The following is a 12708-nucleotide window of genomic DNA, read 5'->3' on the forward strand; positions in this document are numbered from 1 at the left end:
CCGGGCTACGGGCACGCCGAGGCCTGCCACGTGTCCAAAATAGTCAACCCTTCAAAAAGCGCCCTGTGAGGGCACCCGCCCCGACCCGCCCGGCGACGGTCTCGTCACCGCACGGCGTCCAGGCCCCCACCGCGCGGCATCCGCACGCCACCCGCCGAGGGCCCTCCCACACGCCCACGCTAGGCCCGCGTCGTTTCGGCGGCCGTCGAAACGACCGCCGAGAACGACGCCCGCATGCCCCGGGTCAGCGGATCTCGTAGATGGTGGTGGTGCCGCTCACCTCGTGGCCGACGACGAGGAGGGGCCGCCGGGTCGGGCTGTCCCCGGCGGGGACGAACAGCACGCCCTCGGGTCCCACGTCGCCCGCGGTGCCGTCCTCGACGGAGCCGGCGAAGTCGCGCGTGTTGAGGTAGTCCGCGAGGACGGGGCGCCGGGGGTCGCTGACGTCGTAGGCGACGATGCCGCCGACCCGCTCCAGCCCGGCGAAGGCGTACGTGCGCCCGCCCACCTCACCGACGGTGACCCCCTCGGGCTCGGGTCCCTTGTTGTCGCTACGGCTGTCGAACGAGCCGTTCTCCGCGTTGTCGGCGTTGAACTCGGCCGGCAGCTCGCGGGCCACGAGCTGCTCCAGCTCGTCGCCCGAGTCCCAGACCAGCTCGCCGGTCGCGGACCGGACGGAGATCGACCGGCCGCCGAAGCCGTAGAGCTCGGTGTACGCGCCGGAGGCGTCCTTGGGCGAGTCGACGGCCACGTTCAGACGGCCGAGCTGGTCGTCCTTCTTCAGCGCGGCGGCGTCGGGGAAGGCGGTCGCGGACAGGTTCAGGCTCTTGACCCGCACCTCGTCGGCGTGGCAGCCCCAGTCGCGCCCGTCGCCCTCGTTGGCGGTGACGAGGTAGGTCTGTCCCCGCGAGCGGAAGTGCGCGATGGCGTCGGGCATGTACAGGCCCTTCACGCCCGGACGCGGCCGGATGTCTATCTTGCCGTCCTTGTCCGAGGCGTCCATGCCGGCCTTGCCCCAGTCCTTCAGCCCCAGCGGCACGATCCGCTCGACCCGCGCGCGGTCGAGGTCGATGATCGCCACCGCGTTGTTCTCCTGGAGGGTCACCCAGGCGGTGTCGCCCTTGACGGTGATGTACTCCGGCTCCAGGTCCTGGGCCACGGTCGCGCCGGGACCGGAGATCCGCACGCCGGACGCGCGCAGCTTGTCGGCCTGGGCGTTGTACGCGCGGAAGTCGGCGGTGCGCACGCTACCCCGCGCGATGTCGATGACGCTGACCGATCCCTCCGGATCGTCGACGGCGCCCGCGCAGTAGGAATTGGGCTCGCCCTCGTTGGCGACCACGAGCCGGCGGCCGTCCGACGTGAAGGTCACCATGTCCGGCAGCGCGCCGACGGTGTACTCCTTGAGCTTCTTGCCGGTGCGCGCCTGGAACAGGGTCACCTTTCCGGGGGCGGTCTTGTTCTCCGCCTGCTGCGCCACGGCGACCAGCCCGTCGCTGACCGCGACGCTGTTGGCGCCGGGAGCCGCGAGGGACGTCACCCGCGCGGGGTTGCGTGGGTCCCGGATGTCCAGGACGTCGATGGTGCCGGCCTGCGCGTTCACGACGAAGACGCGCCTGGTGGCCGGGTCGTACGAGGTGATCTCCGAGGCTCCGGTGCCGACCGAGCCGGTCACGAACCGGCCGAGAAAGTTCAGGTGAATTCCCTTGTCGTGGCCGCCGTGCGGGTTCCCGCCGCGGGAATTGGCGCCGTCGCGGTCACCGTCGGACGTCGTGGCCTGCGAGGGAGTGGCGACGAGCACCATCGAGAGGGCCGTTGTGGTGGCCGCGGCCAGCCGGAGAAGATTTCTGGAGAGCATGCGGCAATCTTCAGGAAACCGTGCGACCACCCACCTTCGCCAAGATTACGAGCCAGTGAACAGCCCGTTATCCGAAACTGTCGGCTGTTTGTCGGGGTTCGCACCGAAAGCCTCATGCCGACGTACGACGTGCGAAGGACCGCCGACCTTGGACGCTCTCCCCGGACGCCGGCTCCCGAACCGACCCGCGGTCGTCGAACCGGGCCAGGCCACGCCAGGCCCGCACCAGCGCCGCCTGCATCGCGTCCTTGGCCTTCCAGGGGCACGCGGCACCGTCCGCGTTCGATGCCGGAGCTTGATCAGAGGACGGCGACCACCGACATGTATTGCATGCCCATGCACTGGTGTGTATATAGTTCTACTCGTGTCCAAGGTGCTCACCTCCCTGCCTGTCAGTCAACGTGTCGGGATCGCCTTCTCCGGAGGGCTCGACACCTCGGTAGCGGTCGCGTGGATGCGCGAGAAGGGTGCAGTGCCCTGTACCTACACCGCTGATATCGGGCAGTACGACGAGCCCGACATCGCCTCGGTGCCCGGGCGCGCCCAGGCGTACGGCGCCGAGATCGCCCGCCTGGTCGACTGCCGAGCGGCCCTCGTCGAGGAGGGGCTCGCGGCCCTGGCCTGCGGGGCCTTCCATATCAGATCCGGTGGCCGCACCTACTTCAACACCACCCCGCTCGGGCGGGCCGTCACGGGCACACTGCTCGTGCGCGCCATGCTGGAGGACGGCGTACAGGTGTGGGGGGACGGCTCCACCTTCAAGGGCAACGACATCGAGCGGTTCTATCGCTACGGCCTGCTCGCCAACCCCTCCCTGCGGATCTACAAGCCGTGGCTGGACGCCGACTTCGTCAGCGAGCTGGGCGGGCGCAGGGAGATGTCCGAGTGGCTGCTCGCCCGTAGCCTGCCCTATCGGGACAGCACGGAGAAGGCCTACTCCACCGACGCGAACATCTGGGGCGCGACCCACGAGGCCAAGGCGCTCGAGCACCTCGACACGGGTATCGAGATCGTCGAGCCGATCATGGGCGTGCGGTCCTGGGACCCCGCCGTCGAGATAGCCGCCGAGGACGTCACGATCGGCTTCGAGCAGGGACGCCCGGTCAAGATCAACGGTAAGGAGTTCCCCTCCCCCGTCGACCTGGTGCTGGAGGCCAACGCCATCGGCGGCCGGCACGGCATGGGCATGTCCGACCAGATCGAGAACCGGGTCATCGAGGCCAAGAGCCGGGGCATCTACGAGGCGCCGGGAATGGCGCTGCTGCACGCGGCGTACGAGCGGCTGGTCAACGCGATCCACAACGAGGACACTCTCGCCAGCTACCACAACGAGGGACGGCGACTGGGCAGGCTGCTGTACGAAGGCCGCTGGCTGGACCCCCAGGCGCTGATGCTGCGCGAGTCGCTGCAGCGCTGGGTCGGGATGGCCGTCACCGGCGAGGTGACCCTGCGGCTGCGTCGCGGTGAGGACTACTCCATCCTGGACACGTCCGGGCCGGCGTTCAGCTACCACCCGGACAAGCTCTCCATGGAACGGACCGAGGACTCCGCCTTCGGGCCGGTCGACCGCATCGGCCAGCTGACCATGCGCAACCTCGACATCGCCGACTCTCGCGCCAAGCTTGAGCAGTACGCCAGGCTCGGCATGGTCGGCAGCCCGCAGCCCATGCTCATCGGTGCCGCCCAGGCGGCCTCGACCGGGCTCATCGGCGCGATGCCCGAGGGAGGGGCCGAGGCCATCGCCTCCCGCGGAGAGGTCCCCGCCGACGACGAGCTGCTCGACCACGCCGCGATGGAGTCCGGCACCGACTGACCGGCTGGAACGTCGGGGGTTCGAGCTCTCCCGGCCGCACAGCGCCGAGCCCGCCCGGCGGCGCCGCCGGGTGGCATGAGACGCGCTGACCGCGGTTCAGAGCTGATGCCTCCCGCGGAAGGCGGGCCATGGTGAACCGCGAGGGGGAACTCGGATGGGCTTGCAGGTCGAGAGTCGCTCGTCCGATTCCCCGTACATCGAGCGGGTGTGGCGGAGCAGCAGCGATGACGTCGGCCGGATGACGTCGATCGCCACAGCGCATTGGGACCTGGTCTTCTGGGAGCACCGCGGCCGGGTCAACGTAGCCGTTCAGGGGCCGGAGTCGAAGGCGAGTCCGGCCCCCGTCCCCGAGGACGCCACCTTCTTCGGGATCATCTTCTCCCTCGGCACCTCGATGCCCCATCTTCCGGCCAGTCTGCTCGTCGACGCTTCCGTGGAGATCCCCGACGCGACGCGCCGATCGTTCCATCTGAAGGGCTCCGCCTGGCGCCTTCCCGATTACGACAACGCCGGGGCGTTCGTACGGCGGATGGTCCGTGAGGGTGTCCTGGTCCACGACCCGATCGTCGCCGCGGTGCTTCGGGGCGCGTCGCCGGACGTGTCCGAACGCACCATCCAGCGGCGCTTCGTGACCGCGACCGGACTCACCCGCGGCGCCGTCCGGCAGATCGACCGTGCGCGGCAGGCGGCGGTCCTGATCCAGGAGGGCGTACCGGCCCACGACGTGGTCCACCGGCTGGGCTACTTCGATCAGCCGCACCTGGCGCGGTCGCTGACCCGCTATATCGGGCGGACCGCCACGCAACTGAGCGATCGAAACCCGCCGGAGCCGCTGTCACTGCTGTACAAGACCTGAGCGCTGGTTCCTCCTGACCGTCCGGTCGCGGTTGCCGCCCCTGCCACAGGACTGGTCGGCTTACTGGTCGGCGCAGGGAAAGCCATGGCGAGCCCGCGACGGTTCCGCATGGGTACGGACGGTTCTCGGATCGACGTCACAAGTCAGTTTCCTTGCCTGTGATTTTCCGTCCTGGTGGCACCGCGGTGAAACCACCGGGGAAAGACCCGTCCAGGCTTACGTCGGCGGTGCGAATCCGCGGTGTGAAGGCTCGCAGCGGCCGGCTGGGGTACAGTGCCGCATTTCTCTGGTGAATGCGGATGATCCCATTTATGCAGTGAGGTGCCAGGAATAATCTTTTGCCGCTGGCTGGGAGATTTCGTCTTATGCCGCGATTAGTCTGGGTGATGTCGGCGCCGCAGCGGCGTGTCCCGGGACCCGAACCGACGCTCGTCATCCCCGTCAACCGGGGTTCGGTCCTCACCTCAGGGAGTGATCTCTGATGCTCAAGCGTTCGCTCTTCGCCGTCGCGCTGGCGGCCTCCACGCTCCTGGTCACCGGAACCGTCACCGGAACCGGGCATGCCTCCGCGCCGAGCGTCTGCTCATCGGCCCAGCCCAATCCCGGCCTGTGCAAGTGGCGGGATGACGGCTGCTACTACTGCTACAGCTACAAGACCGCGACGTGGGAGCAGCAGTATTGCAACGGCGGTTCGGGCGAGTAGCCACATCGGCTTCTAGCCCGATGGACAACGGCAGATACGGCGTCCACGGTGAGCGCCCACTGCGGCTGCCTGGTCTCCACGGCCGGCGCCCCGGCCTCGGCGGCGGCGACGCCCCCGAGCCGGGTGTCGGTGAGCCGCGCCGCCGTCGTCGCCCCCGCTCCACCGCCGTCACGCCGGTTTCATCGGCCCGGTCCCTCCAGCTCACCGGCGCTGTCCGCTCGGGCCGGTAGGAGCAGGGCGGTGACGACCACCGCCACGGACATCACCGCGCCGATGATGAAGGCCAGCCGCATGCCGCCAAGGTTGGCGACCGCCTCCGTGGCTCCTGCGGATCTCAGGACATCGGCTCGCGCGCTCATCACGGTGATCACGAGTGCGGTGCCGATGGCCGCGGAGACCTGCTGCAGCGTGCTCAGGATCGAGCTGCCGTGGGAGTAGAGCCGCGAGGGAACCGCTCCGAGCCCGATGGTGAACACCGGGGTGAAGGTCGCGGCCAGGCTCACCATCAGCAGCGCGTGCAGACCCAGGAGCTGCCAGAACGGCATGGTCATCGTGACCTGGGTGAAGCCGGCGAGCGCGAGCATGATCCCGACCGCGCCAGGGATGACCAGAACCCGGCCGCCGAACCGATCGAACTGGCGGCCGATGGTCGGACCGAGCAGCCCCATCGCGAGGCCGCCCGGCATCACGAGGAGTCCGGTCTGCAGGGCGCTCAGCTCGCGGACGTTCTGCAGGTACAACGGCAGCAGGATCATCGAGCCGAGCATCGCCATGAAGGCCACCGACATCAGGATCAACGCGACCGTGTAGGTGCGGTGGCGAAGGGTGCGCAGGTCCATCAGCGGCACGCCGCGCTTCTGCAGCGACAGCTGGCGGAAGACGAAGACGGCGATGGCCACCAGCCCGGCCACCACGATCACGACGGCAACGCGGACGTCGCCGCCCTCGAACCGGCTGAGCCCGTAGACCAAGCCGCCGAAGCCCGCGGCGGCGGTCACCACGCTCAACCAGTCGATGGTGCTGAACTGGGGCTCTCCGACGTTCTTGAGCTGCTTCAGGCCGCGCCAAGTGATGACGGCGGCGATGGGAAGCACCACGGCGAACAACAGCCGCCAAGACCCGAAATGGAGGATCACCCCCGAGACCGTCGGCCCCATCGCGGGCGCGACCGAGATGGCCAGAGTGACGTTGCCCATCACCCGGCCCCGGTCCGCCTCGGGCACCACCTGCATCAGCGTGGTCATCAGCAGTGGCATCATCACAGCCGTCCCGGACGCCTGGATGATGCGGGCGCCCAGCAGCACCTCGAACGACGGCGCGACGATGGCCAGCGCCGTGCCGAGCAGGAACAAACCCATCGCGGTGGCGTACGAGCGGCGGGTGGACACCCGCTGCAGGAACCACCCGGTGATCGGGATGACAGCGGCCATGGTCAGCATGAAGGCGGTCGAGAGCCACTGCGCCGTCTGCTCGGTGATGGCCAGCGCGCCCATCAGCCGCGGGATCGCATTGATCATGATCGTCTCGTTGAGGATGACCACGAACGTGGCGAGCACCAGCAGTCGGATCACGGCCGGGGTGCGACCTGGGACCGCGGTCGCGGGCTTGGCAGGTGAGTCGAGCTGTGGAATGGACACGGCACCTCGATCGGGGTTATCGGACATGACGTCGTGATTGCCGGCGTTCCGGCCACGGGACGCAGAAGAAGTCGCGGGCATGCTCATACTGACTGGCACCACCGACAAAACTCATCGCCTGTGCCCAGCCTTCCGGTAGGTGATGCGAAATGTCACCCGGTTTTCCCCGGCGGCGGACAAAGACCTCCAGGTCACGCGAGGGAGCACCCGTATCGCTCCATGGCCTGCGAACTCAGCGGACGGCGGCGCCGAACCACCGGGGCAGCTGGTCGAGCAGATCCTGCTGATCGTCACCGACCCACGCCACGTGGCCGTCCGGCCGTAGCAGCACGGCCGGCACGTCCAGCTCCTCGCTGACGTCGGCGACGTGATCGACCCGATCAGCCCACCCCGCGACCGAAAGCCGGCCGGTCTGGTCGAGCAGCAGTCCGCGGCCGCCGTGCGTCAGCTCGTAGAGGCGCCCCCGCTGCAGCCCCACGTCCCGCATCCGCCGGCCGAGCAGGTCATGCCCCTCGCCGAGGTCGTAGCGGACCCCGATCGCGGTGATCTTCTCGATCAGGTACCGGTTCACCTCCTCGAATTCCATCAGTTCCGCTACCAGCCGGCGCACTGACCGGGCGCCCGGCTCGAGGGACAGCAGCTCGGTCTGCGCGCGGGTGTTGTCCAGCACGGCGGCGGCCACCGGGTGCCGTTCGGTGTGGTAGCTGTCCAGCAGCCCCTCCGGTGCCCAGCCGCCGACCTCGGCGGCCAGTTTCCAGCCGAGGTTGAACGCGTCCTGGATGCCGAGGTTGAGACCCTGCCCACCGTTCGGCGGGTGGACGTGCGCCGCGTCGCCGGCCAGCAGCACGCGGCCGGTCCGGTAGCGCTCGGCCAGCCGGGTGGCGTCGCCGAAGCGGGACAGCCAGCGCGGTGAGTGCACGCCGAGGTCGGTGCCGGCGATCGCCCGCACCGCCTGCCTGAACTCGTCGAGGGCCGGCGGGACCGTGCGGTCCTCGGCCACCCCCTCGGCGGGCACGATGACGCGGTACACCCCGTCCCCGAGGGGCATCGCGCCGAACCGCAAATTGGTCTTGCGGACTTCGGCCACCACGGCGGCCACCGTCTCCGGTGGCACGGCCACCTCCACCTCGCCCAGCAGCGTCTCGACCCTGGTGGGCTCGCCGGGGAAGCCGACGCCGAGCAGCTTGCGCACCGTGCTGCGGCCGCCGTCGCAGCCGACGAGGTAGCGCGAGCGCAGGTGCGTGCCGTCGGCCAGCTCGGCGGTCACCCCGTGGTCGTCCTGGCTCAGCCCGACCAGCTCGCAGCCGCGCCGGATCTCGGCCCCGAGCTCGGTGGCACGCTCTGCCAGCAGACGCTCGGTGGTGCTCTGCGGGATGGCAAGGACGTAGGAATGCGCGGTGTCTAGCCGGTCGGGCCAGGACTTGACGATGCCGGCGAAGAAACCGCCGGCCACGATCTGCCGGCCGTGCGCGAGGAACCGGTCCAGCACGCCCCGCTGGTCCAGCACCTCGATGCTGCGCACGTGCAGGCCGAGCGCACGGACCTGCGCGGTCGGCGCCGCCTCCCTCTCCAGCACGAGCGCGTGCACGCCGTGCAGCCGCAACTCACCGGCCAGCATCAAGCCGGTCGGTCCGCCGCCGGCAATGATCACGTCGAACATGAACCGCCCATTCACCGAGGTTGCGTTTCGGCCAGCTGCCGCGCGCGGTCCGGCGGCCCACACCCGCGAGCACACGTACCTCGCGAGCCCCTTTTCCGCAGGTTCTGGCTTCGGCCGTAGATTCTGCGGCACGACCCGGGTCTTGCCGCAAGCCCCCCAGTGCGCTATAGGTTGAGAGTGGAAGGGGGTCGGCTTGTCCGGCGCGACGACGACCCGCCCTGCCGTGATCCGCGTCAGTCAAACGCACCGGCGTCGGAACTCGTCCGGTGCCACGACCACCGTTGGTCGGCTGCCGCTCATCTCATGCGACGAGCACCCGGTTGGCGACGCTGCCGATGCCCTCCACGGTCACCGTGACCACGTCGCCGTCCCGGATCAGTAGCGGGGGCTTGCGTGCGAAGCCCACACCTGGCGGAGTGCCCGTGAGGATCAGGTCCCCCGGTTCGAGCGTCATGTACCGAGAGGCGTAGGAGATGATCTCCGCCACGGAGAAGATCATCTCGGCCGTCGAGCAGTCCTGGACGACCTGGTCGTTGAGCCGGGTGGTGATGCGGAGTGCCTGAGGGTCTTCGACATCCTGGGCGAGCACCACGACCGGCCCGACCGGGCAGAAACCGTTGGCGGACTTGCCGCGGAACCATTGACCATCGGAGAACTGGGCGTCCCGCGCCGACAGGTCGTTCGCCGGGACATAACCGAGGACATGGTCGAGAGCCTCGTCCGCGTCCACATTGCTCGCCCGGCGCCCGATCACGACGGCCAGCTCACCCTCGTAGTCGAGCTCGCCGGAGAGGTCGCTTGGTACCTCGACGACAGCGCCGTCGGCTCGCAGCGTGTTGGGGAACTTGGCGAACAGGAGCGGCTTGGCGGGGGCCTGCACTCCTGACTCGTCCGCGTGGTCGCGGTAGTTGAGGCCGACGCACAGGATTTTCGAGGGGTTCGCGACCGGAGCGAGCAGTTCGAGGTCATCGACCGGAACCTTCGCGTCACCGACCTCATCGCGGTCCGCGCACCACGCACCGGTGTGCAGCGCCTCCCGCAGGACGTCGGCGGCGGGATGGTCGGACTCGGTCGCGAGCACCGTCGCGTGGCCCTGCGAGATCCGGACGAGCACGACGCGGCCGTAGAGGCGGGCGCGCGCCAGGCCTCCTACCGTGGGCGGGGTCGAGGCGCCCGGGGTCACCGAAGTCACCGGCTCACCCCGGCGATACGCCGAGCCTCGTCGACGTTCGCGATCGGGCGGCCGATCTGCTGGGCCATCTTGACCACGACCTCCACCAACTCGGCGTTGCTGCGCGAGGCCCCACCGCCGGGCAGGTAGGGGTTGTCCTCCCAGCCGACGCGGACGTGGCCGCCCAGCGCGATGGCCAGCGGCAGCAGCTTCCACTGCGCGACCGGGTCCATCACACTGATGTTCCAGTTCGTGTTCGGCGGGAGGTGCTTGACCATGTACATGAGCGCGTCCGGGGTCGGAGGCGTCCACGCGCCGCCCTGCCAGCCGAAGAACAAGGTCGCCCACGCCTTCTCCTTCAGCAGGCCCTGCCGTCGGACGAACTCAAGGTTCCAGAACGCTCCGGTGTAGAAGCACTCGATCTCCGGCTTCACACCGTTCGCCTCCGCCGCGGTGACGAACTCGATGAGCTCGTCCCGCGGATGCAGGGAGTACATCTCGTTGGCGGGGTAGGCCGGGTCGGGCTGGAAGTACTCGTCGTGCACGTTGAAGGCGTAAGACATCATGTCGGGCTTGAGTGACATCAGCTCGACCTTCTCCGGAAGCCGGGCACTGGCGATGCCGAACTGCATGATCGGATCGGTGCCCACGGTCCGGATCTTGTCAGTGAGATTCTTCCAGCCCTCAAAATCGATCTTGGACAACTTCTTGCCGTCGTCCTGGATGGCGTCCTCCAAGTAGTGAACACCGTGGTGGTGGCACAAGGTCGCACCCGCGTTCACCGAGTCGATGTACTCCTGGCCGACCTTGTCGGTGTCCTCGATGGCCGGCATGCCCTGGTAGCCGGGATAGGACATCGTGCTGTCGACCGTGACGGTGATGACGAGCGGATCCATGGGGTCTCCTTGTCGTTTTGTCTGCATGTTGGGGTGTTGCTCGGGAGTGACGGACGGCTGCGTCGTGGCGCGTTGACGCAAGCGGCCACGCGTTGCGCCACGCCCTGGGCGGCGGAGGAGCCTCCGGCGCCTGGGGTCGGACTGCTCAGACCGTGACGGGCAAGCCCGTGGCCACCGACTCGTAGGCGAGCTCGATGATTCGCACCGCGTACGCGCCGTCCTCGGGCGCGACGGCGGTCGGCTCGTCGTTCGCGATCGATCGGGCGAAGCTCTCGATCCCGGCTGCGATCGAGTTGTACTTCCAGGTTCCTGGCTCGTAGGTCGTGCCGGGCAGCGGCGATCCGGCATGGTCGCGCTTGCCGCGGAAAAGCGTGGCCGGAGGGTTCTGGTGCTGGTCGACGACGATGAGCCCTTCGGTTCCGTGCACCTCGAGGCGCTCGTTCCACGGCCCCCCGGAGGTGAAGGTGGACTCGATGGAGAACAGTGCGCCCGATCGCATTCGGCCGCACACGACCGACCAGTCCTCGACCTGGCTGGCGTCGACGAGCCGCTCGGAGAGAGCCCGCAACGAGGCGACCTCGCCGAACATCCACTTCAGCAGGTAGAAGGAGTGTGCGCCGGCGTCGATGATGGTGCCGCCGCCTGAGCCGTCCTGGCGTCCCTTCCACAGTTGCGCGTTGCCGAGCCGCTCGAACTCATTGCCGCTGATCAGGGTGCGGACGAGTGTCACGTCCCCCACCTCGCCGCTGTTGATCGCGTCGAGAGCCGCCTGATAGGCGGGGATGAACCGCGTGTTCTCGTTGACGGTGAACTTGAGACCCTTGCCGACCGCGAGGGCGACGAGTTCGCGCGCATCCGCGGCATCGACGGTCATGGGCTTCTCGATCAGAACGTGTTTGCCCGCTTCCAGGAACTCGCGCGCGACCTTGTAGTGCACGTTGTGGGGAAGCACGAGGTCGACGGCCTGGACCCGCTCGTCCTCGAGTAGCCGGCGGTAGTCGGTGCATGACTCCGCGCCGAGTGACCGCCCCGTCCGCGCGGCGACGGCCTGGTCGAGGTCGCAGACGACCACGGCCTCCAGGCCGTCCGCCCGTTGATAGGCGAGGTGGTGGGCGAGCTGGTAGATCTCCCCAAGGCCAACGACGCCGAAGCGTACCGATCCGGTCACTGGTCAACGCCCCCTTCGAGGCGTTCGCGAATGACACGCCGGTTGTGGGTGAGCGATTCCATCACCCGTGACTCGTGCCGGAAGACAGCCACCGATGCGACGCCGCCGAACCCGACCTCCCGTAGAGCGCCGAACACCTCGTCCCAGTCGATGTCGCCCTGGCCGATGTCGAGGTGCTGGTGGTTGCGCACCCCAGGACTCCCGGGATTGAGGAAGGTACGTCCAGGCAGCAGGGTGTCCGCCAGATGGATGTGGTCCATGGTGTCGCCCGCGTAGGTGATGATGTCGCGATTGACGGCTTTGAGCTGACCGCGTTCGTCCTCTACACCTGTGAGGTAGTAGGTGTGCGGCACGCAGTGCAGGTAGGTGACGTGATCGCTCTGCAGGCCCCGGATGAAGTTGACGGCCTCGATGCCGGACTCCACCCAGTCGCCCGGATGCGGCTCCAGCGCGATCGTGATGCCCTCCGACTCCGCCAGCGGCAGCACCTCCTCCAGGGAGCGACGCATCGCGGCCTCGCCGGCCTGTGGGGCGCTTGGGTGTCCGGTGAACTCGGAGTTGATCCGGTCGCAGCCCAGGTCGACGGCCAGCTGGATGGTCTGTTTCCAGTAGCCGACCGCCGCCCGCCGGATGTTCTCCTCCGAGCTTCCCCAGGCTTGCTCGATGAAGATGGACGCCACCTCGACGCCGTGGGTCTTCGACGCCTCCGCGATCTCGGCGATCGTCGCCTTCGCCGCCCGCCTGCCCCCGTAGCTCGGCATCACGTCGGGCCGTGGCGAGAGCTCCAGGTAATCGAAGCCTGCCGTCCGTACGGTCGAGAACACTGTGTCGATCGGCTGTGGACGCAGCATCCATGTGTCGGTCGCGATCTTCATCTCGCTCCTCACTGCTTGTCGTGCCTGTCTACGAAGGCTTGTCTGTCTCAGGGGTTTCACACGGCGCCGCT

11 protein-coding genes are annotated in these 12708 nt (G+C 68.6%); 3 read left to right on the forward strand and 8 right to left on the reverse strand.

The genetic code is table 11. The features are described from left to right. Positions 1-244 precede the first annotated feature (244 nt). Both DQ384_RS21560 and DQ384_RS44365 read right to left on the reverse strand, forming a co-directional pair. Complete coding sequence (locus DQ384_RS21560) at positions 245-1858, reverse strand: choice-of-anchor I family protein (protein ID WP_114030675.1); 1614 nt, start codon at positions 1856-1858, stop codon at positions 245-247. 112 nt (positions 1859-1970) lie between these two features. After that, entirely contained in the window at positions 1971-2210 is a 240-nt protein-coding gene (locus DQ384_RS44365) for a sigma factor (protein WP_484378258.1), read from the reverse strand. 12 nt (positions 2211-2222) lie between these two features. On the opposite strand from DQ384_RS44365, the gene argG reads away from it, so the two are divergent. The 3 genes from argG (at position 2223) to DQ384_RS21580 (ending at position 5230) form a co-directional block, all read left to right on the forward strand. Then, a complete protein-coding gene (gene argG / locus DQ384_RS21570) occupies positions 2223-3671 on the forward strand; it encodes an argininosuccinate synthase (protein ID WP_114030677.1) in 1449 nt (482 codons plus the stop codon). Positions 3672-3825: 154 nt separating this feature from the next. Beyond that, positions 3826-4527 carry a helix-turn-helix domain-containing protein gene (locus DQ384_RS21575; RefSeq protein ID WP_114030678.1) on the forward strand — a complete coding sequence of 234 codons (702 nt, stop codon included), beginning with the start codon at positions 3826-3828 and terminating at the stop codon, positions 4525-4527. Positions 4528-5008: 481 nt separating this feature from the next. Beyond that, positions 5009-5230 (forward strand): hypothetical protein, encoded by a 222-nt coding sequence (locus DQ384_RS21580; protein ID WP_114030679.1) that lies wholly within the window; start codon positions 5009-5011, stop codon positions 5228-5230. Positions 5231-5409: 179 nt separating this feature from the next. Here the strand turns inward: DQ384_RS21580 and DQ384_RS21585 are convergent, their stop codons facing one another. The 6 genes from DQ384_RS21585 to DQ384_RS21610 all read right to left on the reverse strand — a co-directional run bounded on the left by DQ384_RS21585 (position 5410) and on the right by DQ384_RS21610 (position 12637). Continuing rightward, positions 5410-6801 (reverse strand): MDR family MFS transporter, encoded by a 1392-nt coding sequence (locus DQ384_RS21585; RefSeq protein WP_220183057.1) that lies wholly within the window; start codon positions 6799-6801, stop codon positions 5410-5412. A gap of 298 nt (positions 6802-7099) precedes the next feature. Then, entirely contained in the window at positions 7100-8527 is a 1428-nt protein-coding gene (gene rox, locus DQ384_RS21590) for a rifampin monooxygenase (RefSeq protein ID WP_114030681.1), read from the reverse strand. 301 nt (positions 8528-8828) lie between these two features. Then, on the reverse strand, positions 8829-9719 hold the full coding sequence (locus DQ384_RS21595) for a fumarylacetoacetate hydrolase family protein (RefSeq protein ID WP_220183058.1): 891 nt from the start codon (positions 9717-9719) through the stop codon (positions 8829-8831). Beyond that, positions 9716-10594 (reverse strand): beta-keto acid cleavage family enzyme, encoded by an 879-nt coding sequence (locus tag DQ384_RS21600; protein ID WP_181871326.1) that lies wholly within the window; start codon positions 10592-10594, stop codon positions 9716-9718. Before DQ384_RS21600 ends, DQ384_RS21595 begins: the two co-directional genes overlap by 4 nt. Positions 10595-10739: 145 nt before the next feature. Then, the gene (locus DQ384_RS21605) at positions 10740-11762 is read right to left on the reverse strand and encodes a Gfo/Idh/MocA family protein (RefSeq protein WP_114030683.1); all 1023 of its coding nucleotides are present in this window, start codon (positions 11760-11762) and stop codon (positions 10740-10742) included. Next, on the reverse strand, positions 11759-12637 hold the full coding sequence (locus tag DQ384_RS21610; RefSeq protein WP_181871327.1) for a sugar phosphate isomerase/epimerase family protein: 879 nt from the start codon (positions 12635-12637) through the stop codon (positions 11759-11761). Before DQ384_RS21610 ends, DQ384_RS21605 begins: the two co-directional genes overlap by 4 nt. Positions 12638-12708 lie beyond the last annotated feature (71 nt).

It is taken from the genome of Sphaerisporangium album (genome assembly GCF_003323745.1).
In the GTDB taxonomy this organism is placed as follows: Bacteria; Actinomycetota; Actinomycetes; order Streptosporangiales; family Streptosporangiaceae; genus Sphaerisporangium; species Sphaerisporangium album.

Bases quoted from the DNA above. Each gene is read 5' to 3' on its own strand.
- DQ384_RS21575 (WP_114030678.1), top strand. From the start codon at position 3,826: ATGGGCTTGCAGGTCGAGAGTCGCTCGTCCGATTCCCCGTACATCGAG.
- DQ384_RS21600 (WP_181871326.1), bottom strand. From the start codon at position 10,594: ATGGATCCGCTCGTCATCACCGTCACGGTCGACAGCACGATGTCCTAT.
- DQ384_RS21610 (WP_181871327.1), bottom strand. From the start codon at position 12,637: ATGAAGATCGCGACCGACACATGGATGCTGCGTCCACAGCCGATCGAC.
- rox (WP_114030681.1), bottom strand. From the start codon at position 8,527: ATGTTCGACGTGATCATTGCCGGCGGCGGACCGACCGGCTTGATGCTG.
- DQ384_RS21560 (WP_114030675.1), bottom strand. From the start codon at position 1,858: ATGCTCTCCAGAAATCTTCTCCGGCTGGCCGCGGCCACCACAACGGCC.
- DQ384_RS21580 (WP_114030679.1), top strand. From the start codon at position 5,009: ATGCTCAAGCGTTCGCTCTTCGCCGTCGCGCTGGCGGCCTCCACGCTC.